We start from the raw sequence: 21,890 nt of genomic DNA, 5'->3' as shown, positions 1-21,890 counted from the left end.
TTGAATTGATATTCAACTTCTATAGCAATCCGGAATCATTCGTGAGAAAATACTTAATTGATTACAGATAACATAAAATACCAAATAAATTTGTGTTTTGTGGCTGAAGTGCTATATGAAGGGTAATTCATAGCTTTAAATTCTAGTTTTATAAGTTACAACTTTTATAAGTTACAAATGCAGTAAAAGTATTTACTCATGATTCATTTAGGATTGCTATACCAATCAGTTTTTTGAGAAAACAGGAGTTCATCCAGCCAATTTTCTATTTGTAACCGGAGACGATAAGTAGAAACTTCTTCGTTGGTATCTTGAGAAATTAGATGTGTGAGGGCACGGTAATAATCGGAGATCGCACAATTCCAGTCACCCCATACATGATATGTTCTACCACGTTCTGCCCAAATATTACCTTCTAGCTGACCAAACAGCAGTGAAATTTCAAAATTATCAATTGCGTCTTTGTATTGCCCCAAATCACGCAGCGTAATACCTCGATTAATCCAAGCACGAACATAACGCGGATTTAAATCCAACGCCTGATCATAGTCAACCAATGCTGCGGCTAACTCTCCACAAGCAGCATAGTAATTAGCCCGGTTATTATAAACACTGGCTAAGTTAGGATTTAGTTGCATTGCTGTATTGTAGTCACGCAAAGCTTTTTGAGATTCACCACTTTGAAAATAAACCAACCCCCGGTTATTATAATCAACCGCATTCTGAGGATGACTATCAATAAGTTGGCTTAATAAAGTGATCGCCTCAGTGTAATCTCCCTGATGAGCTAACTTTAAAGCATAAGACCTTAAGTAGCTATTCTCAAGTGAAGATTTATTACTGTCTTTAACTCCTGTTTTTTGCATATACGCAGTGTTTGTCTTATCTGTACTGTATAAGTTATTTTGGTGACTACCAAAAGCTAAAAACAAGTAATGATCCATATATTATCCGTCCTTCAGCAACTTGCTTTGTGAAATTAAATTATAGTTTTTTGCCCGCTAGTGGTTTGGCCACTGTGTCACTTATTCAGAAATTTAGGCTTACAGGACTGAATGTAAACTACTTAAAAATTAAGCCGTAAACCTAATAATATATACTTCACTCCTGAATCCAATTCCTGAAAGAATTACATCAATCTCCCAGAATACTCAAGTAGATAGCAGTAACAAGTTGGTAGAATGCCAAAAAGATGGTGTATAGGGTGTAGGAGTGTAGGAGTGTAGGAAAAAAACTTAATTCTTGCCTCCTTCCTTCTATCTCCTGTCCCCATTTCCTAGATTTAAATTTTGAGGAAATTTTCCCATGACAACAGCAATTTCTTATCCAAATGCTTCCGATCTCACAGCAGATGATTACATTGTGATTGGCTTGGCAACGTGCTTCTACAAAGAAGATGGAGAAGTGCATCAAATCGAAGTTATCGAGCCTATTCCCTCAGCAGCATTGGAAGCTATCTTAAAAGGCATTCCTACTTCATATAAGCTCGCCTATGGGACAAATCTGGGATCTATATTGGCAGGTGATAACCTTTTGTTACCTCCAGGATTTCCAGAATCTGCACAATTCGGAGATGAATTTCTGTTAAGGGCATTTTCAGCGGCTCGCACCTACAAGCGCCGTCAATCAGCCCAAACCTTTATACCTGTGGGAACAACTAAAACCGATTTGAACTATTCTACAGAACGGAAGCGGATACTCAATGCAGGCAGAGTTGTCACCAAGGAAGACAACATTAAACAACATTCTCACACTCACAAAGTTCTTTAATTTTAAGCAATTATTATGTTGAAGCTTTACGATGCCGCTTTTAGTCGTGCATCAATTATTGAATGACCACAAGTGTCCGGTGATTTGCATGGATGAGCAGCCTATACAATTGGTCAAAGAAACCCCCATTCCTCTGTCAGCCAAACCTGGACAGCCACAGTCGGTTGATTATGAAACGAACGCAATGAATGGAACAGCCAATATCTTTATGTTTACAGAACCGTTGTCTGGGTGGCGCAAAACAGTCATCAGTGAAGGTAGAAAACGACTTTTAACATTTTACAGTGAAATCAATTTGCTATAAAATGCTATCACACAACATTTGCTCATTTCCTCCATGTTCTCCTCCCTCTCTACGAGACGCTACGCTTTAGCGGCTATTTTGCTTTAGCATTACGTGTTGGCGCAGATTGGTCGGATAACTGTCGTCATTCACCCGACATTCATCCCACGCTCCCCTTCGGTTGAGTTGTGGGGCTTCTGTCGGTTTTAGCTAAATCGTGAGTGTATCTAAATAAAAACCGCCTCAGCGGGATTAATTTTATGACTGAAAACAAGGATAATTTATTACTGAAGGCTGCAAAAACTGGCAATATCAAAAGGCTGTATGAGCTACTAGCGAGTGGTGCTAAGGTGGATGGATGCGATCACGATGGTACGACAGCATTAATGTTTGCTGCTAATCTAGGTTATACAGAAATTGTGCGATCGCTCTTAGATTGTGGCGCTAAGATCAATCTACCTAGAAAAACTTATCGTTTAACAGCGTTAATGCTGGCAGCTAGTAGCAATCAAATTGATATTATCAAGCTTTTAATATCTAAAGGTGCAGAAATAAATGCCATTAATGATGATGGCAGCACTGCTTTAATGGCCGCAGCCCAGAAGGGTCATCTTGAAGTAGTCCAAGTCCTCTTAGCTGCCGGTGCTGATGCCAACATCGCTGATAAAGATGATGACACAGCTTTAAAACTAGCCATCAAGCAAGACTACACAGCAGTTGTTAAAGCAATACTACAAAATAGTGAAATTGTCAATATTCCAGATGCAGAAGGTGAGACACCTTTAATGATAGCCGCAGACTTGGGATATTTAGATGTAGTACAAACATTGTTGTCAGCAGGGGCTGATACTAATTTACAAAATCCCGATGGTAACACTGCGCTATTAGCAGCCGCAGCCGCAGGACACGGTAATATCGTTGCTGCTTTATTAGATGCACATGGGAAAATTAATCACCAAGATAAAGAAGGTGAAACTGCCCTCCACTGTGCTGTTGTCGAAGGCTACCTTGATGTAGTACAAATTTTAATTCAGTGGGGTGCAGATGTACAAATTAGAAATCATCTTGGCGATACACCCCTACTTGTAGCCACATTTCAGGGATACAGCGAAATAGTTGAAGCTTTGCTGCGAGCTAACGCAAATATGGATGAGAAAAACTTTGGTGAAGTTGCCCTCACATTGGCAGTATCCCAAGGACATACCCAGACCGTCAAAATATTACTTGACCACGGTGCTAATATTAATACATTAGCAGATGATGGAAAAACCGCTTTAGTCAAAGCCATAGCCAGCAACCATCCAGAAGTATTCAAACTCCTGCTAGAAAAAGGGGCAGATGTAAATTTTCAAGACTCAGTCGGCGCAACAGCGTTAATGTGTGCTGCTGCTGAAGGTTATAGTCAAGCTGTGCAGATTTTAGTTACATCTGGCGCAGATGTGAATTTAAAAAACCAAGGTGGTTATACAGCTTTAATGATTGCTGAATTTAATAACTATCGCACAATTGCCCAAATTTTACGACAAGCTGGAGCGCAGGAATAATAGAGCAAAACCCCGCCGTAACTTTTGTGCATTTGTTACGACGGAGAGAAAAGAAATTGAAACATCAAGATGAAATGCTTCCGCTACAAGGGTAGAAATAAAGTAAACATGAAGACGTAATTTACCTTTTACCTTTGCTTTGTTTCTCCCTCAATGTTTCCTACTGTGCTAGATGTACTAAATATATCGGCTTTTGTTTTTCAGAAAGTATTAAAGTTATCATTTTGGGTGTATCTAAAAACACAATACTAAAAAATCAATTATTCTTAAGTGTAATTTTTCGGCTACTGATAAGGCTTTGAGGCGATTCCATATAAAATATTAAATTTTCTTCGTAGTAACACTGAATGATTTAAATATGCAAGTAGAGTTACTAAATTCGCAAGTTTTATGGGTGGGGATTGGTTGTCAAAAGGGAACTTCAGGCAAGTTAATCAGTATAGCAATTGAGAATATTTTGCTAGATACTCAATTTACCTATTCTGCCATAGCGGGTATTGCCACCATCGAATCTAAAGCTTCAGAAATGGGGTTAAGGGAATTTTGCCGAGTACACAATTTCCCCCTCAAAACTTTCACAGCGGAAATTCTCGCTGGTGTCAATGTTCCCAACCCTGCAAAAATTATTGCACAAATAGTAGGAACACCGAGTGTGGCTGAGGCTTCTGCTATTCTGGCAGCTACGGAGATTAGTTCACAAATGAGGTTATTAGTTCCCAAGCAAATCTTCCGTTTACCAGAAGACGCAGGAGTAGTAACAGTAGCTATTGCCCAAAGGGTGTAGGGGTCTAAGGGAAATTCCAATGCCCAATGACCTTCAGTCAACTATTCTGAAAAAATAGTTAATGATACTAGAAACAATAGACAGCACAATAGAACCGAGAAAAGCAGGTATAAAACCTCTAATTTGAAACTCAGAACCTGGAGTAATAGCACTTGCCAACCAAAGAGTTAAGGCGTTGATGATAAATGTAAATAAACCAAACGTAATTAGAGTTATGGGAAATGCTAATACCTTTAAAATTGGACGAATGAAGGCATTTACTAAACCGATTACAATAGCGGCAATGAGAGCAGCTACAAAAGTTTTGATAATAAATCCTGGTACAATTTTAGCAGTCATTAGTAATGCGATCGCAGTAGCAAGCCAAGTTAATAAAAAGTGTTTCATCTCATCGGATTTTGAATTTTGAATTTTTTTACCGTGCCTGGGGTAGTCGTCTCACAAAAGCCTCCCAAGTAGCACCACCAGCAATGCCATCAGGTTGTAAGCCATAACGTATTTGAGCAGCTTTTACAGCGGCTTCAGTCGTGATACCAAAGTCTCCATCTATACTACCTTTTAAAAAACCCAAATTTTGTAGTAGTTTTTGCAACTTCACGACTTCTGAACCACGATTACCTAAACGTAAAATCGGCCATCCTTCTTTTGTATATTGAATATTGGGATTTTGCTGATTAAGAGGAGTTGGCTGAAAGGCAGTATTGTTTTGATTGCGGGAAGTTACATTTGGTTTTGGAGCAATCGGTTTGGGTGCAGATGTATTATTAATTCTGGTAGGTACAGTCAAACTACCAGTTGGGATAGGTGGGACAGAAGATGAAGAGATATTGGTCGCAACTATTGATACATTAGGAAAAAGTTTTTGCCATGTGATAGCATCTACAACGCCATCAGGATTTAAGCCGGCAGCTTGTTTAAATTGCGAAACAGCCCTGGCTGTAGCTTCTTGATAAACACCATCTACTGCACCTGTGTAAAAGCCCAAAAGTTTCAGTGCTGCTTGCAGTTCAGAAACACGCTCACCTTGACTACCAACTTTGAGGGTAGGACGGTTAATGTTCCCTACTGTGCTGACTTGGGCGATTTTTGTTGGTACGGCGATCGCTACTATAGCATAAGTTCCAATCAATATAGATGTGGCGGTATACAACAGCAAATAATACATAAAACGTCTCGCTGGTAAACTAAGTACAAAATTTAGTTACAAACTCAAGCACTAAAACAGGTTTAATGATACATACAGCAGATTGCAGATCAATGAGGTACAGAATCTAAATTGAAACCTAGACAGCAAGAGAGTTTTACTCCTGACTCCTGGCTCCTGACTCCTGACTCCTGGTGTAGTTATTTTGTGAATTGAGGTTTTGTAAAACTCCCTGAAAATATTTACCCCATTGTGAGGCTAAAGAAGTTTCTGTAAAAGGTACACGAACTGATTTAGCTGGTTCAGAAAACAAAAATTCTAACTCAATCACACGCCCTTTTTGGGGTGGACTTTCGATTTTCACTTGTTTTTCATCTACTAAAAACTTAATTTCTTTAACATCGAGTACAGAAAAAGTTTCTAGTTTAATCGGTCCTTTGGGGGTAGGTTTACCCCAGGTGATATCATTACCCTTTTGACCTAATACAGCATAAATATCATACTTGGTTCGTTCAAATTGTTCCGCCCAAAGACGATAGGTTTCAACTTTTTGATATTCCTGAGAACCTTGCCAAGCTAACCAGAAGAATGCCACTAACAGGGGCAACCATAAAAGACCACGTTCCATAATAATTAATAATTCTTACTTCGAGGCTGGGGATTGGGGACTGGGGACTAGAATTTTTTAATTTTTAATTATTAACTTTTAATTTTGAGTTATGGTAGTGTGCAAACTGACAAAAAGCTTTGATGAGTTTATATGAGAAGATTTATATTACTGTGCTTGTTTCTTATCGGGTTAGTTACTGTCGTGTTCGGTTTCCTGAACGTCCAGGGATTGGCGAGCAAAGGTGAATTTGAGACAATTTTGCTAGATTTTCGGGAAGATATTCCAGCATTGGTGATTAATCAGGATTTGCAACTGATCGCTCAACAATATCATATTACACCCCGACTGGATAACCAATTCTCAGCGGCTGATCATGTGTATATTATCAAAGGAGATCGCCAAGGGCTGCAAGATTTAAGAAAATCTCCCTTTGCTGAAGCCACAGAGTTCATCGAACCAAATTACATTTACAGGAAAGTTCCGGAAGGGAAGACTACAGCACTGGGAGAACAGTTCCTACCCCAAAACAATCAAAATCCTAAACCTTCATTAATTGGCCCCAACGACCAATATTACAGCAAACAGTGGAACCTCCACAAAATTGGCATAGAAGGCGCATGGACTCGCACTAAAGGGAGTGGCATAACAGTTGCAGTCATTGACACAGGTATCACTCAGGTGCGCGACTTAGCAGAAACAAAATTTGTTAAAGGCTACGACTTCGTAAACGACACAGAAATAGTCAAAGACGACAACGGACATGGCACCCATGTAGCCGGCACAGTCGCCCAAACCACTAATAATCAATATGGTGTAGCTGGAGTCGCCTACGAAGCTAGTCTCATGCCCTTAAAAGTGTTAAATGCAGATGGTAGTGGTACAGTTGCCGACATCGCCGAAGCCATCAAATTTGCCGCAGATAAAGGCGCAGATGTTATTAATATGAGCTTAGGTGGTGGTGGTGAAAGTAAACTCATGCAAGATGCCATTGAGTACGCCTACAAAAAAGGTGTAGTTATTATTGCCGCAGCCGGAAATGAAAGTACAGATGGGGCGAGTTATCCAGCCCGTTATCCTCATGTAATTGGCGTTTCTGCCTTTGGCCCAGACGGAGAAAAAGCATCCTACTCTAACTTTGGTGCTGGTGTAGATATCTCCGCCCCTGGTGGTAGTGAAACAGGAACAATTCTCCAGGAGACCATTGACGAAAACGGCCAAGGGCTATTTTTGGGACTCCAAGGCACAAGTATGGCCTCTTCACACGTTGCAGGTGTGGCAGCTTTAATTAAAGCATCTGGAGTCACAGAACCTGATCAAATTTTAAAAGTCCTCCAACAGTCAGCCAGAGTTATCCAAGACGACGCTTTAAATTATTACGGTGCTGGACAACTTAACGCCGAAGCAGCAGTCAAACTAGCCAGCGAAGGACAAATTAGTTTTCCAGACTTCTTTCGGTGGTTGCGGGATAACGGCTATATCAACCCTGGTTTTTGGATTGATGGCGGTGCGATCGCGCTAGTACCTAAAATATTAATGGTAGTAGGTTCCTATCTCCTCGCTTGGTTTCTACGGGTTTACTTCCCCTTCGCTTGGAGTTGGTCTTTATCTAGTGGCTTAATTTTTGGTAGTTCTGGACTCTTCTTCCTGAAGGGATTTTATATCTTTGACCTTCCCCAGTGGCCTTTCCGAGTTTTGGGCAGTTCTCTTCCCGAACTAGGTAACAGCTTACAGGGAACAGGCACTTTAAATCCTCTTTTTGCCAGTGTGCTAATTCCTGTTGTGTTGATAGTATTCCTCCTAGGACATCCCAATTGGAAGTGGTTTGCTGTTGGTTCTACCCTTGGCATAGCGGCTTGTTTAACAATCAGTGCCATTTATGACCCTGCTGTTTGGGGACTAGGAGATGGTAACATAGCCCGTATTTTTCTCATCGTTAATGCTTTACTTTGTTATGGATTGGTACGTTTAGCATTAAAAGAAGACAAACAAACAGCTTAAATCAGTTATCAGTTATCAGTTATCAGTTATAGGAAATATGCTGAAAACCCCTCGGCTTCAGCCAGGGGATGAAAGCTAACCGCAGGCTTTAGCCTATTTTCCAGCCTTAAATTAGATTGGGTAATTCCAATCTTAATTCTTCTTGCCAGTCAGGGATAGATTTCAATTCTCTAGCTAAATCTTTGTCAACCCTAAAACAGATCGGACTACTGGTTAATGGTTTTTCTCTATTTGTCGTAAAACCTGTTTTGTGATTTTTCTGGAATGGCATTGTAATCACAAGTAAACATGTGTATACTAATATAATTAACACATTAAGGAGGTGAGTGCAAGCTGTACGAATGTCAACAAAATCTAATCAATAAAATCTAATCAATTCTGATAAGGACTTAAAAGCAAGTCTGGAGTTCATTTGCTCTGAATTAATTTCACAAGCTAACCAATTGCGGTGTTTACTATGCGCGTCAGTTTTTTGTCACGGCGAAAAAGATAATTGGGAAGCATGATTTAAAAAGATAATATAAGTTAAATAGACATTACCAAGCTTTGCACTCTCAGGCTGCACAACAAGTTTTGTTGTCTGTTTTTGAATCTTTCAAGTCATTCAAAGAACTAGACAATAAATACCTCCAAGGCGAATTGCATTTTCGTCCCAAATTTCCTAACTACCGTCAAAAGAACCGATTGTTAATGGTCACATATCCTCAATTGGGTGAAAAACCTGAAGGGTGGAAACGAAGCAGAAACCGAATTAAACGCGGTATATATCGCACTGGTACGGGGAAAATCATCAATGCTGATTTAAACGGCGCAGCGAATATCCTTCGCAAAGTAGAGACACAATTAGGCTTGTGCCTAGTAAAGGTCTGTAGGCGTAGGCAAGTTTTGACCCTTGCTACCAGATTTCGTATCTGGGAAACCAAAACTAGGAACCGGAACGGAGCGGCTTTAGCCCTCCGTATAGCAACAGTTTAGAATCCCTGTGGCTAAAGCCCAGATAGAGGTCAACAGTTAAAATTCTTCCCTAGTTTTAATTATGACTATTACAGTTACAGGAAAAATAGAACGCCGCAATATTGGGCTTGGTGCTTGGACATTTGTTACAGACGAAGGCGTTATTTATGAAATTCCCAAAAGTACTGACAAAAACCTACTCAAGTCAGGACAAACAGCCAAAATTACAGGAAAAGTGCGCGAAGATATAATGACAACAGCAATGATTGGTTCTCTTTTAGAGGTTCATTCTTTTGAAGTCATTGAGTAAGTTAATACATAAATTCAAAGCCCCCCTTAAAAAGGGGGGTTGTGGGTATCATCTATAATCCTGATTTTGAATACTTCGCAATTTCGCCGCATCACGCATACCATAATCAGCACGAGTAAAGCGATTTAACTGCATTTCAAAAAACTCCCGATTTGCCTGTAGATGCTTAGGATTTGGGTCATCTAACGGATATAAAAGTGCAGTTCTTAAGGCTTGAATTACTGCGGAAGTCACATTATACATTGAACGTTGGAAAGTCACACCCAACTGTATCAACATATCATCTTCACCCCGACAATATTGTTTGTAATAATCAACCAGATATTGCGGGAGAAAATGCAACATATCTTGCATTAATAAAGTGGGAGGAATACCCGCAGTTCCGACAGGAAACACATCAGCGTAGAGAATGCCGTAATGAAAGTCTTTTTGGTCATCTGGTACTTGTTTAGCTTGGGCATTATATGATTTTGTACCCCGGAATGGTGCCGTGCGGTAAAATACAGCTTCTACATAGGGTAAAGCGGCTTCATATAACCAAGTAAAACCTTTTGATTTGGGAATGATTTCATAACATTCACCATCAACATAAAGATGATGATAAATAGGACGACCGGCAATGGCAAAGATACCATTAACTAAGAACTTCATGGCATCAGGAACACCTTTAAAACCGCCTTCATCATAAATATCCGACATTTCGAAAAATATCGGTGCCATCACTTCCCAAAAAAGTCCTAAATTGGAGTAATAGGACATCATGCGGCACTGTTCCAAAAACATATCAGGAAACAGTTTATAAAGTCCCAACATTGCTGGATTTTTTTTGAAGTAAGCTTTAATTGCTTGATCAGCGTTGGCTTTATATTCTTCCGAATCTAAATGTGCATCAAATTGGTTAACAGGGGCATACATTTTGCGATGCCATAACATTGCCTGCATACAAGCTTCGGCGAATTCCATGTTAATTCTGTCATGGAATAAATGATGTAATATCTTTGGCATTTTGGTGGTTTCACCTTTTTCCATAAATGTCAAAAGTTCAGGATGTGCGGTAGCGACACCACGCCAAATTCTTAAATCAGCATCATCTCCAGCGTAATGGTTATGCAGGTCTAAATATTCTTGTGGTAAGAAGTATTTAAAAGCAGGAAGGGGATTTAAAAATACTCTTTCTGCAATATAAAGTAAGTCGCGCCAGTAGAAGTCCATTGGTACAGCATAAGCTTTATAAATACCGATGATTTGCATTAAGTTTTCCGGTGTATCTGGCAGCATTGAACCACCAGCTTCTAGACGATGAATTATTTCTGCAAATTCGTGGTTGGATGGTGGTAGTTTGGTTGTTGGTTTATCTGACGTTTGTAGCATTTTGATTAAGTTAGGAAGTAGGAGTATTTTGTAAATCTTGACGAATTTTTAAGGCGTGAAAAATGTTTTTGAGGTTGCTATATTTTTCCCTACTGAACTCCTTCTTCCATTACTTCAATGCCACTTGTGAGATTACCGTTTTTTCAGGAATAGCTGCTATCATTGCTGTGGTTGTGGTTTCACTCCAACGTACTAACCAGGTGGGTTGTACTCCTAAGAAAATGATGAGGGATGCCAAAATTAAGGCTGGTATTTTTTCATCCCAGATGACTCTAGGATAATAGCCTAAATCGTTATTGAGTCTACCGAAACAGGTACGGTTGAGGAGAATGACGAAGTAAACTGCTGTTAAACCGGAAGAGGCTACGCACAATAATGTTGGTATGGGGAAGCTGGTAAAACTACCTTGGAAAACGATAAATTCAGCGATAAAGCCTGTTAAACCTGGAATACCGGCGCTGGCCATGCCTCCGAGAACTAGTAAGGCGCTGATGAGGGGTAATCCACGTATAGGACTCATTAAGCCGTTGAGTTTGTCTAGTTCTCTTGTGCCAACTTTGGCTTCTACAATTCCTACTAGGTGGAAGAGGATGGCTAAAATAATACCATGACTGAACATTTGGGCTACGGCACCAACTAGGGCAAGGTCGGTGCTAGAAGCTGCGGCTAGGAGAATATAGCCCATGTGTCCGATGGAACTATATGCTACCATGCGCTTGATGTCTTTTTGAGCGATCGCTATTACTGACCCATAAATTGCAGTGATAGCACCCCATGTCGCTAATGTTGGTGCAACCACATTCCAAGCTTGGGGAAATAAACCTAACCCAAACCGCAATAGTCCATACGTTCCTAATTTAGCTAACACACCACCTAATAAAATGGTGATAGGTGCAGAAGCTTCAACGTAAGCATCAGGTAGCCAAGTATGGAAAGGAATTAAAGGAATTTTGATACCAAAACCTAGAATTATTCCCACCAATAACAGTAGCTGCATTCCTGCAGAAAGGTTTTGGGTGAAAATACCATCCATTGCAAAACTGGGAGAACCACTTAACCACACTATACCCAGGAATGTTGCTAAAATTAACGCCCCGGAAACTGCGGTATAAATCAAAAATTTCATACCAGCATAGGCGCGTTTTTCTCCTCCCCAAATGGAAATTAATAAGTAAAAGGGAATTAATTCCAATTCGTAAAATAGGAAGAATAGCAGTAAATTTTCCGCCAAGAAAGCACCAGCAACGCCTCCACTGACTAATAAAATCATGGAATGGAATAACCGAGGACGTTCGGTATTCTGGCTGCTGCTGTAAATAGCTATCCAAGTTAAGAAGCTGTTTAATACCAACATTAATATTGATAGCCCATCAACTCCTAGTTGATAGCTTAAACCCAAGCCTTCATTCCAAGGTAAATATTCCTGAAATTGCATTCCTGGAGTTTTGAGATCAAATTTGAGGAGAATGAAACCGTTCCACAACAGAACCAAAAATGACAGAGTTAAGGATACTAGTCTAATTTTATTTTTAGGAATGATTGTATTTGGCAACAGCCCGATAATAGCAGCGCCAATAATTGGCAACCAAATTAAAACACTGAGCATAATTGGTAATTGGTAATTGGTAATTGGTGATTACTAATTGGTAAAAGGTTTTTGTATTCAAAAAACCTTTTACCAATTGAGTTAAATGAATTAACTTACTAAGGTAACTTTACCACTATCTAAGTCGTAATAACCGCCTACTATTTTGAGTTTATTAGACTTGATTAATTCCGATAGCACTGGTGATGATCTCAATTTCTCAATTTGCACCAGGATATTAGCTTTACAGGCGTTTTCTAATTTATCTCCTGGTTGTTCTTTAGATTTTTCCAATCCGGGCTTAATTGCCTGTAATAAGCTACCAATTTGTCCTGGTACTTCTTCGCCTTTAAGCGTGGCACTTACAGCACCACATCTTTCATGTCCTAGTACCATAATCACTTTTACTCCTAATACTAAACTCCCATATTCTAGACTGCCAATTTCTTCTGATGTAGCAACATTACCAGCAATACGACAGACAAATAAATCACCTAAACCCTGGTCAAAAACTATTTCTGAAGGTACTCTTGAATCTGCACAACCTAGAATAGAAGCAAAGGGTTTTTGACCTTTGGCAACTTCCTGTAATCGTGAATAACTTTGGTGTCCATAGCGGCGTTTTCTGCTGGCAAATCTGTCGTTACCATCCAGTAATGCCTGTAGTGCCTCGTCGGGTTCAGTAATATTTTGTGGGGTGGCAACTTCAGGTTGAACTAAGTTTGAACCAACTCCTACAGCGACTCCTACGCCAATTAAACCTGTGCCTAATTGCAGTAAATTTCTTCTGGAAAGATTTTTGTTTCGATGTTTGGTATTCACTAGATTTTTTACAACTAAAACGTCAGTTCTTATTGTAGATTGGGATTACCAATCTAAATTATAGGTGTTTAAAAAACTAAATCTATGAACTGCACACCCCAGAAAGGCCATGTTACCCAAGCACCTAAAACTCCCACACCTAATAAAACAGTGAAGGCGTAAAATTGGGTTTGTCCATTGGTGCTGTACTTTAAGCCTTCACCACCTAGTAGGGAGAATAAACCGACAAAGTTAACTATGCCATCTACAACAAATAGATCCACTATATCGGCTAATTTGGCAAGTTGAGCTACTCCAAAAATGATGGTGATTTTATAAAGTTTAGGTGTGTAAAAATCATAAGCAAGTAAGTCTTGTAAACCCTGCCAGGGTAAGTGGACTGGTTTAGAAATGTTGCCTATATAAATTACGCCACCAATACTGCAACCGAAGATACTAGACCAAATTAAAAGTAGTGCTACATCTTTATTTAAGATTGCCCAATTTGGTAATAAAGATAAACTTTGCAACAGTAAAGGCAGATGTAAAACCAAGCCAAATAAAACCATCATTGGTAAAACCATCAACCAAATGGCTTCTGGTGAACGTTCACTCATTTGTTTAGGTTTACCAGCAAAGATTAAACCGAATTCTCTGGTTAAACTAAAGGCGGTTAAAGCGTTAACACCAATAACAATGCCTACTAACCAAGGGTGTGTTCCCCATAATCCATCAGCTAATTCCATTAATGCCCAAAAACTGCCTAGAGGGGGGAAACCAATTAAACCTAATGTCCCGACAATAAATGCTAAACTGGAAATGGGACGACGTGACCATAAACCACCAAGTTGGGTAACATCTTGGGTGACGCTATTCCAAACAATACCACCTGTACTCATGACTAAAAGTGGAGCAGAGATGGCGTGAGTGAGGACTAATAATAATGCTGCGTCATCTTGTTGTGTACCTACCGCGATAAAAACCAATCCCATGTAAGCACTGACAGAATAGGATAAACAGCGTTTGATGTCAACTTGAGCGATCGCAATTAATGAACCACCAATAGCTGTGACTGCACCAATGGCCACCATGGCAGAAGAAGCTACAGGGGACAAACTAAACACAGGTTGTAATTTAATCAGCACCCATGCACCACTGGCTACTACCACTGAGTTCCGCAAAATCGTACTGGGAACAGGCCCTTCCATGGCTTCATCTAACCATAGATGTAAGGGGAACTGGGCGCATTTACCCATGGGACCGGCAATTAACGCTAAACAAACTAAGGTAATAATTGTGGGGTCTAGTTTCGCAGTTTGCGCCCATATTGCTAAATCTTGATAGTCCCAAGTTCCGGCTAAAGTCCAAAGTCCCAGAACTCCCATTAGCAAGAACAAGTCACCAACCCGCTTGGTTAAAAACGCATCTCGCGCACCACTCACAACCAGGGGTTGACTAAACCATAAACCCACTAATAAGTAGGTTCCTAAAGTGAGAATTTCCAGGATTACATAACTAAAGAACAGGTTGTTACATAAAGCTAAGGCAGATAACCCAGCTTCAAATAATCCTAGTAAAGAATAGAAACGTCCCCACCCCCAATCCATTTCCATGTAGCCCACAGCATATATTTGGGCTAGGAAATTTAAACCTGTAATCACAATTAATGCACCTACCGTGATGGCAGATATTTCTACATTGATAGTCAGGTTTAAACCAGCGGTGGATAGCCAAGGTATTAATACTTGTTTTGCTGGTTGATTCCAAATGGCGGTGAACGCCAAAACGGAATGCACAAAAGATAATAACGTCATAATTAAATTGACGTAACCAGCTGGTCTTGGCCCTGTGCGCCGAATAACTCCCGGCGACCAAGGCAAGGCTAAAATACCACCTAATAAAGCATAGCAAGGGACCAACCAAACGGTCTCTAGCAAGGATTCAAACATGAATTCACCTCTATATTTAGTATGGAAAATTTCTAACAGAAATCTATTTTTGGTTGATCCCTGTAGATTCTAGTTATGAAAAGTAGATTCTAGTGGTGAAAATACGGCAAATTTATCTTTGCTTAATATTGTTAGCTATAGCTTACCGTTATTTGTACCAAAAGGGAATTAGTTGATTAGATAAATACACGATATTTCCTCTAATTTATTCTTATAGTTCTATGGATTGGATTATCGAATAAATAATATTGATAAAACTCTATGGCTATAGAAGGAGTGTCAGGAGTCACGAGTCAGGAGTCACGAGTCAGGAGTCACGAGTCACGAGTCAGAATGTTTGAGAAATTAGTTGTAAGAATTCAGGAGTCACGAGTCAGGAGTTCTAGAAGGATAAAAAAGTAATTTTCAATGCCCAATGCCCAATGCCCAATGCCCAAATCTAAAATTATTTGCATAATAGGGGCTGGATGCATATCACGATAATCGAGGATTTGGACAATAATAAGATAGGCAATAGCTAAAAGAATAGAAATTGCACCTGTAATAATTGCAACTATTTTTGAACGCTCCATAGTATTTCCTCTGAAAAAAGTAATTAGACTTTTTAAGGCAAGGGTAAAGGTTGTTCTTTCCCCCTACTAGTACCGCCGTGAATTCAAAATCCTTCTTTCATAAGAGCTAAGCTAACAAAATATTGGTTCCAGCAGGCTGCCCCAAAAAAATTCAAAATGTATACGTTATGAGCTTTTCAGAGATTTGGAATGGTTGGTTTATTTACCCCGTGCTGTCATTACCTGTCTAAGACATTTTGACAGGTAATGACAGGAAAAAAATTTCTCTTCTTCCCCTGCTTCCCCTGCTTACCTTCACCCGTCACTTTTGGGTTGACAGACTACTATAGCCCTACAATTCACCATTTTTTTATTGGACATCAGTTCTGTTACTTGTTGGATAGACAGCGGTTTATAGAACAGATATCCTTGCACGCACGTCATCACAATTAATCGACCTCAAGAAATTTAGTTCTTCAGGTTTTTCTACTCCCTCAGAAGTCAGCTTTAAACCTAAACTCCTTCCTAAGTCAACTATAGCCTTGATGATATGAGCTACTTTATCATCTGTGGTCAGTTCGCTGACAAAAGACTTGTCGATTTTTAGATTGTGGAGTGGTAAAACCTGTAGACGGTGACGAGAAGAATGACCTGTACCAAAATCATCTATGGAAATGAGTACACCCATGGCCTCTAAATGTTCCGGTACAGTTGTGGTAAATTATATATCCTGAATGGCAGTTGTTTCTGTAATTTCTAACTCCAAAAATTGCAGATCAAGATCTGTTACGTGTAAAATCCCTGCTACTATTTCCACCAGTTTGGGTTGGCGAAACTGCTTGAGTGAAAGGTTTACTGCCACCGTCATGGGTGGGAAACCTGCATTTTCCCAAGCTTTATTTTGAGCACAGGCTTGTTTAAGTACCCATTCACCGATGGGGATAATTAATCCACTAGCTTCTGCTAAAGGAATAAACACGCTGGGAGCAACGATTCCCATTTCTGGGTGATACCAGCGCAATAGAGCTTCCATGCCAGTAATTTCTTCTGTGATGATGTTAACCCGTGGCTGGTAATACAGGAGAAATTCTTCTCGTTCTAGAGCATGGCGTAAGCTTTTATCTAAACTCAAGAGTTCAGGAGTTTTTGTACTCAGGGATTTTCTATAAAACTGGTAGTTATTTCTGCCTTCGTCTTTGGCGTAGTATAAAGCGGCATCTGCATGCTGGATTAGGTTTTCAGCATTAGGACTTTGTTCATTGACCATGGCTATGCCCAGACTGGCACTTATGTAAAGTTCGTGTCCGTGCAAATAAAAGGGATTTTCCAAGGCTGCTAAAATTCTCGTAGATGCCTGGATAACTTCTTCGCTATTAGAGATTTGAGGGAGTAGGAGGGTAAACTCATCACCTCCCCAACGAGCAATAATGTCTCCTAATCTCACGCAGTGTCGGATTCTTTGGGCAACGTTTTGTAATAATTCGTCTCCTAGTGTGTGTCCCAAGGTGTCATTGATGATTCTGAAACGATCTAGATCGAGGAACATGACAGCTAGACAGTTTTGCTCTTAATCTTCAATTGCTTGATCTATTGCTTTGGTAAGTAGATCGTTAAACTGCAAGCGATTGGGCAAACTGGTAAGTAGGTCATGCAGGGCTTGGTAACGAATTCTTCTTCTACCTGCTGACGCTGACGAGGGCCGCTGATAATAGCGGCCATGGTCAATCCACTAGATTTTTCATGGGTTGACCAATGACGCTGAGAGGTACAGTCTGCTAAACCCAGGTAGCCCCAAAAATCTTCGTCTAATCCCAGGGGTACAAACAGGATAGACTGAATTTTGTCTCGACTCAGGAGTTGTTTTTCTGTGGTGGGAAACTCTTGGAGGAGTCGGCTAATGGGCTGTCCAATTGATAGATTATTGTACCAACGCTCTAGCCCAGAAGTTTGATAAGACTGATTTTGCCAAAGGTGTTGGCATGATGGGGTGCCAGTTTTTGTCCATTCAAACTGTAGGCTCATTGCCATGTCCCCTGTTAGGTGATGGGGATGGTTTTGAAAAAGATAGATGCGCTCGCTATTGGCAGCTGCGCCAAAGGTAGCAAGTGCTTTTTGTATTGCTATTTCATAGTTCATTTCTGCGAGTAAATAATTGGCAGCTTCAGCAACTCCTTGCAGCAAGCGATCTCGCTGTCGTAATTCTGCTTATGCTTTGTTCTCCTCAGTAATATATCTAATTATAGACGTTTTAATTAAATCAGTTTATGGTAAGTAATAAACAGCTTGTCCAAAAATTTATCCCTAGTTCTGCCAAAATTGGGTGTTCTTTACCAATTTCCCTGTTCTTTACCAATTTCCCTGAGTCTGGGAAACTTACGACTTGCTGCTGGATTCAAATAGGTAACATTTCCTTCGGAATCCATTTCGATAATTGGATTGGGTATCAGTTGTGGAAAAGAGGCCAATCGAGTTAAAACAGCATCACCAGATCCTTCAATGCCAGTCTCATGAATAATGAGAGTATCAAAATGATTACCAGGATTTCCTTGAGCTAAAAGAAACCCAGACAAGTCTCCAGATGAACAAGAAGCGCCAAATGCCTCCTCTGACAAGTTGGAAATAGCATAGTATTTAGCTTGTGCTTGGGGATTGCCAAAAGCAACCGTGTCTCCATGCTGGAGGTTATGAGAAAACTGTTTAGTGCCATTAATAAATATGCCTTTGGTACTTCTTTTCCCTTTGAAGTCACCATAAATAATCCGAAACCCATATTTATTTCAGTATCAAGACAGCACGCAATAAAATTGCGTGCTGTCTTGATACTGACTGAGAACGGAGAACAATAGCGTTTCTAGTATCCCTTCCCAAAGAGTACGTAGCCTCTAACAGGGGGATAGTTCGCTGTCCTTCTGTATCTCGGACAAGCGATAGGTGGCGTATTTTGTCCCGTTCATTTTCTGCCATACCTTGTCCTTGAAATTCTCATATCTGTGATTCTGTTCTGCAACAATATGGCTACTAGAAGTCCGAATTTTCTTGCGAACCTTCAAAACTCAACTTCAAGAGTTTTTAGCCCAAGTTCTTATAAAGTCTGAGTAAGCGCAACCAGCGTAGCCGGATTTTAGCCGGTTGATCAAAAAATGTAAAAATATCGCCAAAACCCAAATTAGTTTTCTGATGGTGTAGTCAATGTTCTTCATGAGTAGTAATAAATAACAACTGACAAAACAAAGTTATGAATTTAGGTATTTGCCAACTCAAAGCATTGATATGTCTCCACGATACATGAAATTGACCCAACAACAAACCGGAGATTACACTGAGATGAGATGATGTCCACGAGGATAACGCTACCAGTAAGTATGGTAACGCACCTAAAATACCATCTAAAAGCACCTGATAATTGAATGTTAAAATAGCATAGTGGCGAAAGTCCTTTTTCCAAGAGTGGTGTGTTGTCAAATGAAAGCTACCAAAAACGTACTGAGGTACATGATATTAAAGAAAGTTGAAAGGAAATCGCCTAAAGACAGTAACAACGAAGCAACAACAACAACAACCTCAAGCATTTGTACTCCTCAAATTTGATGAAAAAATTGCCCAGAGAAAATAACGCAAACCTTGCAGCAGCAGTCAAGAGCAAAATTCCATTCATGAATGGTGTTGTCACGCCTATTTTGTGCTTGATTTACCTGCAATATCCTGTATGTCAAGCAGTTGTAGTTTTGTAAATTTAGGTTTCTCAATAGCAGTTAACACCAACTGTAGATTGATGATTAGTTGGTTGCTGCTGTTAAGGTCAGGTAAATTATACATCTACTAGCCATAGATATACTGGATTTGTTTTTGATGCTTACAATCTTCTTACTAAGAAATACGGGATAAGCAAAGATTGAGTTCACATCAGTACAAATTTAGGTTAAACTTTCCCTTTGAATGTGAAGATTTATCTGTCTTTACAAGTAAGTCCATGAATCGAACCGATATAGGTGATATTTAAGATGCCACAATGGAAATTATTAACAGAATTTACGTTTGATAGCGCCCACTACATCAAGGACTATAACGGTCCTTGTGGGAGAATGCACGGTCATACTTATAGAGTCAAAATTGAAGCAAAATCTTCACAATTAAATTCTTCAGAATACTGTCCTCACCCCGTGATGGTTGCTGATTTTAGAAGCTTACGTTGGGCTAAAAAAGATGTTACTAAAGGAGGTTTAGATCACTGTGTTCTCAATGAAGTTTTACCACCTGAATATGAAACAACTGCGGAGATGATTGCTAAATATATTTATGCTGAAACCAAAAAGCGATTACCACAAGATGTAAAACTGAAGGTAGCAGTATCGGAGACTCCTAATTCTTGGGCAGAATATGAAGATGATTAATTTGAGATTTTAGACTTTGGATTTTGGATTTGAGTATTTCCCACAGCAGCGTAAATAGGGAATAAGGTTAACTATTAGTCCAGCTTTAGAAAGCTCAAACTTAAGCATTTTTTCGTAGTATCCCGTGTTTTAATTGTTGAGGTAGCAATTAACAGATATAGGGTATACCAGAGAAAGCAGCAGCTTTGAAGTTTGTGATTTTACTTGGTTTTGTTAGCCTATTTGCCGACGCAACTTATCAAGGAGCGGGTAGTATTAAGGGGAGTTACGTAGAGGTTTTGGGGTTCTGGTTGTGACGCAATACGTTTTAGTGTCGGATACAATACCTGCAAACTTTATATCCCTGCTCTCAAAGAAGACTTTTGCTCCTGTGGCAATGCTGCTAAATTTACAAGAGAGAGGTCCGAAAATTTACAAAGGAGTCTGTATCTGGCTTTCCATAGTGTTAAGATGAGGAAAGAGCCAAGGAAAGAATTAGGGTTGGGAATAGTAACTGATAGTTCCTATCCATGAACATGTTGATGACAAATTCATAACTGAGCTCATATCTATAACATGTATGACATGGGCAAAACTAATGAACCAATTCCTAATGTGACTAAACCACAAATAGTAAGAATCACTTGTGAGTAAATTGGGGAATTCAGGGGAAATCTTTGTTCAGGTACCCGGAATATTTTTACAACTCTAATGACCTATTCAACAAAAATACCCTTGGTAGACAACTCTTTGTTTCCTGCCTTTTGTTCTGAGTCGCCATGGCATAATAACTATCATGTTTTTCTACCTGTTCAAGGAGACTAGCAGGCAAAACATTTCGTAATATTTCTAGCCAGTAATGAAATGTGTCCTTTGCTTCCGTTTTCAATATACTGAAATGTAAACCTAAAACCTCAAATGTTGGCATTTTCCTCAAATAGAACAAGGATAGACATACCTGTTCTTTTATCTCTAGTTTCCCTTTCCCCCCTGCTCCTTTCTGATTTATACCTATCTTTTCACTTTCTATGTCACCTTGAAGTTTTTTATGCTACATCTCAGTTCGGGCTAACAAGTCTTGAAACTGATGGTTAGTTATTCCCTGTATTTGTTTTGTAGGATGTGGATATTCTTGAATATAGTTAATTTAGTGGATTTTTCCTTTTGGTACACCCTCAAAATTCCCTTCTACCATTTTTTTGACTCCAAGTTAATTTTCCTGATAGGTCTAATTAGATTATCTTAGTCTAAATTTTCTAAGTTATAAGCTTTTTGTTTTTATAAGTTTAATAGTCTCTTCTAACCAGAGGAAATCATTAATTCCATACATTTGTTGCAGTTGATTTTGTGTCATATTTATGATAATCACGATTCTTTCTTGAATTAATATATTTGGTTGACAAGGTTAAATCCAAATCTGGTAATAATTCCCTTTGATTAACCTGGTTATATTGATTATCTTTTAAGGCAGAAATTGTTAATACTCCATCTTTCCAAAACCAAACTTTTAGTATACCCATTCGTTTATATATTTCTAATATTTCTATGTTTCCACAGGTAACAATTAAGTAGGTGGGCGGAAAAATTATAACTATGTCATGGCGAATGCAGCAAAGGGGAATCAACCAATCCCAAGGGTTTCCAGTAATTTAGATTTTGTTACATAGTTATGTTTATTTTGTGTCTACCTAGTTACTTCAATAATTGAATTGGGGATGTCTTTTCGTAAATACCAAAATATTGCAGATGTTGTGCATAAATTTCCACTCACTTACACATTGTAAAGATTTATGAAAATAAACATTAGCATATCTCTAAAATGATAGATTCTGGGAAATTGTGGGTAAGGTTAAGAAACGGGTAACT

19 protein-coding genes and 3 pseudogenes are annotated in these 21,890 nt (G+C 39.3%); 9 read left to right on the top strand and 13 right to left on the bottom strand.

Features of this window, described 5'->3' with window-relative positions:
• Positions 1-203: 203 nt before the first annotated feature.
• Positions 204-944 (bottom strand): tetratricopeptide repeat protein, encoded by a 741-nt coding sequence (locus tag AAZO_RS19415; RefSeq protein ID WP_013192553.1) that lies wholly within the window; start codon positions 942-944, stop codon positions 204-206.
• A gap of 361 nt (positions 945-1,305) precedes the next feature.
• Between AAZO_RS19415 and AAZO_RS19410 the strand changes: the two genes are divergently transcribed.
• From AAZO_RS19410 to AAZO_RS19395, 4 genes are all read left to right on the top strand, one after another.
• Entirely contained in the window at positions 1,306-1,770 is a 465-nt protein-coding gene (locus tag AAZO_RS19410) for a hypothetical protein (protein ID WP_013192552.1), read from the top strand.
• 31 nt (positions 1,771-1,801) lie between these two features.
• The gene (locus AAZO_RS19405; RefSeq protein WP_144031334.1) at positions 1,802-2,074 is read left to right on the top strand and encodes a hypothetical protein; all 273 of its coding nucleotides are present in this window, start codon (positions 1,802-1,804) and stop codon (positions 2,072-2,074) included.
• Between the two features lie 239 nt (positions 2,075-2,313).
• Positions 2,314-3,597, top strand: a complete 1,284-nt coding sequence (locus AAZO_RS19400) for an ankyrin repeat domain-containing protein (protein ID WP_013192551.1) — start codon at positions 2,314-2,316, stop codon at positions 3,595-3,597.
• 358 nt (positions 3,598-3,955) lie between these two features.
• A complete protein-coding gene (locus tag AAZO_RS19395) occupies positions 3,956-4,381 on the top strand; it encodes a cobalamin biosynthesis protein (RefSeq protein ID WP_013192550.1) in 426 nt (141 codons plus the stop codon).
• Between the two features lie 33 nt (positions 4,382-4,414).
• Here AAZO_RS19395 and AAZO_RS19390 read toward each other — a convergent pair whose 3' ends face one another.
• From AAZO_RS19390 to AAZO_RS19380, 3 genes are all read right to left on the bottom strand, one after another.
• On the bottom strand, positions 4,415-4,768 hold the full coding sequence (locus AAZO_RS19390; RefSeq protein WP_013192549.1) for a phage holin family protein: 354 nt from the start codon (positions 4,766-4,768) through the stop codon (positions 4,415-4,417).
• A 28-nt stretch (positions 4,769-4,796) separates the two neighbouring features.
• Positions 4,797-5,546, bottom strand: coding sequence for a peptidoglycan-binding domain-containing protein (locus AAZO_RS19385; RefSeq protein ID WP_013192548.1), 750 nt, complete (start codon positions 5,544-5,546; stop codon positions 4,797-4,799).
• A gap of 136 nt (positions 5,547-5,682) precedes the next feature.
• Positions 5,683-6,153, bottom strand: a complete 471-nt coding sequence (locus AAZO_RS19380; protein WP_013192547.1) for a hypothetical protein — start codon at positions 6,151-6,153, stop codon at positions 5,683-5,685.
• Positions 6,154-6,285: 132 nt separating this feature from the next.
• Here AAZO_RS19380 and AAZO_RS19375 point away from each other — a divergent pair, with 132 nt between their 5' ends.
• From AAZO_RS19375 to AAZO_RS19365, 3 genes are all read left to right on the top strand, one after another.
• Positions 6,286-8,133 carry a S8 family peptidase gene (locus AAZO_RS19375; protein WP_013192546.1) on the top strand — a complete coding sequence of 616 codons (1,848 nt, stop codon included), beginning with the start codon at positions 6,286-6,288 and terminating at the stop codon, positions 8,131-8,133.
• A gap of 573 nt (positions 8,134-8,706) precedes the next feature.
• A complete protein-coding gene (locus tag AAZO_RS39280; protein WP_228371297.1) occupies positions 8,707-9,108 on the top strand; it encodes a transposase in 402 nt (133 codons plus the stop codon).
• A gap of 61 nt (positions 9,109-9,169) precedes the next feature.
• Positions 9,170-9,397 (top strand): hypothetical protein, encoded by a 228-nt coding sequence (locus tag AAZO_RS19365; RefSeq protein WP_013192544.1) that lies wholly within the window; start codon positions 9,170-9,172, stop codon positions 9,395-9,397.
• Positions 9,398-9,445: 48 nt separating this feature from the next.
• Here AAZO_RS19365 and AAZO_RS19360 read toward each other — a convergent pair whose 3' ends face one another.
• The 7 genes and pseudogenes from AAZO_RS19360 to AAZO_RS39275 form a co-directional block, all read right to left on the bottom strand.
• On the bottom strand, positions 9,446-10,768 hold the full coding sequence (locus AAZO_RS19360; RefSeq protein WP_013192543.1) for a CO2 hydration protein: 1,323 nt from the start codon (positions 10,766-10,768) through the stop codon (positions 9,446-9,448).
• A gap of 109 nt (positions 10,769-10,877) precedes the next feature.
• Positions 10,878-12,374: an NADH-quinone oxidoreductase subunit M gene (locus AAZO_RS19355; RefSeq protein ID WP_013192542.1), complete on the bottom strand. Its 1,497-nt coding sequence runs from the start codon at positions 12,372-12,374 to the stop codon at positions 10,878-10,880.
• A gap of 90 nt (positions 12,375-12,464) precedes the next feature.
• Positions 12,465-13,175 carry a carbonic anhydrase gene (locus AAZO_RS19350; RefSeq protein ID WP_013192541.1) on the bottom strand — a complete coding sequence of 237 codons (711 nt, stop codon included), beginning with the start codon at positions 13,173-13,175 and terminating at the stop codon, positions 12,465-12,467.
• Positions 13,176-13,243: 68 nt separating this feature from the next.
• Positions 13,244-15,103 carry an NAD(P)H-quinone oxidoreductase subunit F gene (locus AAZO_RS19345; protein WP_013192540.1) on the bottom strand — a complete coding sequence of 620 codons (1,860 nt, stop codon included), beginning with the start codon at positions 15,101-15,103 and terminating at the stop codon, positions 13,244-13,246.
• Positions 15,104-15,462: 359 nt separating this feature from the next.
• Positions 15,463-15,675 (bottom strand): hypothetical protein, encoded by a 213-nt coding sequence (locus AAZO_RS19340; RefSeq protein WP_013192539.1) that lies wholly within the window; start codon positions 15,673-15,675, stop codon positions 15,463-15,465.
• A 294-nt stretch (positions 15,676-15,969) separates the two neighbouring features.
• Positions 15,970-18,618, bottom strand: a pseudogene (locus tag AAZO_RS19335) (EAL domain-containing protein).
• A 105-nt stretch (positions 18,619-18,723) separates the two neighbouring features.
• Positions 18,724-19,223, bottom strand: a pseudogene (locus tag AAZO_RS39275) (fatty acid hydroxylase).
• A gap of 432 nt (positions 19,224-19,655) precedes the next feature.
• Here AAZO_RS39275 and AAZO_RS19330 point away from each other — a divergent pair.
• Positions 19,656-20,045: a 6-pyruvoyl trahydropterin synthase family protein gene (locus AAZO_RS19330; RefSeq protein WP_013192538.1), complete on the top strand. Its 390-nt coding sequence runs from the start codon at positions 19,656-19,658 to the stop codon at positions 20,043-20,045.
• Positions 20,046-20,209: 164 nt separating this feature from the next.
• Positions 20,210-20,329: pseudogene (locus AAZO_RS39270) on the top strand (MFS transporter); the annotation flags it as partial.
• A gap of 395 nt (positions 20,330-20,724) precedes the next feature.
• On the opposite strand, the gene AAZO_RS34255 reads toward AAZO_RS39270, so the two are convergent.
• On the bottom strand, positions 20,725-20,952 hold the full coding sequence (locus AAZO_RS34255; protein WP_013192537.1) for a helix-turn-helix domain-containing protein: 228 nt from the start codon (positions 20,950-20,952) through the stop codon (positions 20,725-20,727).
• A gap of 388 nt (positions 20,953-21,340) precedes the next feature.
• Positions 21,341-21,649, bottom strand: coding sequence for a hypothetical protein (locus AAZO_RS19320; RefSeq protein ID WP_187289527.1), 309 nt, complete (start codon positions 21,647-21,649; stop codon positions 21,341-21,343).
• Positions 21,650-21,890: the final 241 nt, after the last annotated feature.

The sequence above is a fragment of the 'Nostoc azollae' 0708 genome, assembly GCF_000196515.1.
GTDB lineage: Bacteria > Cyanobacteriota > Cyanobacteriia > Cyanobacteriales > Nostocaceae > Trichormus_B > Trichormus_B azollae.
This window is presented reverse-complemented; position numbering and strand designations above follow the sequence as displayed.

Excerpts from the sequence above, each read along its gene's own strand:
- AAZO_RS19415 (WP_013192553.1), bottom strand. The coding sequence starts at position 944 with ATGGATCATTACTTGTTTTTAGCTTTTGGTAGTCACCAAAATAACTTA.
- AAZO_RS19410 (WP_013192552.1), top strand. The coding sequence starts at position 1,306 with ATGACAACAGCAATTTCTTATCCAAATGCTTCCGATCTCACAGCAGAT.
- AAZO_RS19405 (WP_144031334.1), top strand. The coding sequence starts at position 1,802 with ATGCCGCTTTTAGTCGTGCATCAATTATTGAATGACCACAAGTGTCCG.
- AAZO_RS19400 (WP_013192551.1), top strand. The coding sequence starts at position 2,314 with ATGACTGAAAACAAGGATAATTTATTACTGAAGGCTGCAAAAACTGGC.
- AAZO_RS19395 (WP_013192550.1), top strand. The coding sequence starts at position 3,956 with ATGCAAGTAGAGTTACTAAATTCGCAAGTTTTATGGGTGGGGATTGGT.
- AAZO_RS19390 (WP_013192549.1), bottom strand. The coding sequence starts at position 4,768 with ATGAAACACTTTTTATTAACTTGGCTTGCTACTGCGATCGCATTACTA.
- AAZO_RS19385 (WP_013192548.1), bottom strand. The coding sequence starts at position 5,546 with ATGTATTATTTGCTGTTGTATACCGCCACATCTATATTGATTGGAACT.
- AAZO_RS19380 (WP_013192547.1), bottom strand. The coding sequence starts at position 6,153 with ATGGAACGTGGTCTTTTATGGTTGCCCCTGTTAGTGGCATTCTTCTGG.
- AAZO_RS19375 (WP_013192546.1), top strand. The coding sequence starts at position 6,286 with ATGAGAAGATTTATATTACTGTGCTTGTTTCTTATCGGGTTAGTTACT.
- AAZO_RS19365 (WP_013192544.1), top strand. The coding sequence starts at position 9,170 with ATGACTATTACAGTTACAGGAAAAATAGAACGCCGCAATATTGGGCTT.
- AAZO_RS19360 (WP_013192543.1), bottom strand. The coding sequence starts at position 10,768 with ATGCTACAAACGTCAGATAAACCAACAACCAAACTACCACCATCCAAC.
- AAZO_RS19355 (WP_013192542.1), bottom strand. The coding sequence starts at position 12,374 with ATGCTCAGTGTTTTAATTTGGTTGCCAATTATTGGCGCTGCTATTATC.
- AAZO_RS19345 (WP_013192540.1), bottom strand. The coding sequence starts at position 15,103 with ATGTTTGAATCCTTGCTAGAGACCGTTTGGTTGGTCCCTTGCTATGCT.
- AAZO_RS19340 (WP_013192539.1), bottom strand. The coding sequence starts at position 15,675 with ATGGAGCGTTCAAAAATAGTTGCAATTATTACAGGTGCAATTTCTATT.
- AAZO_RS19330 (WP_013192538.1), top strand. The coding sequence starts at position 19,656 with ATGCCACAATGGAAATTATTAACAGAATTTACGTTTGATAGCGCCCAC.
- AAZO_RS34255 (WP_013192537.1), bottom strand. The coding sequence starts at position 20,952 with ATGCCAACATTTGAGGTTTTAGGTTTACATTTCAGTATATTGAAAACG.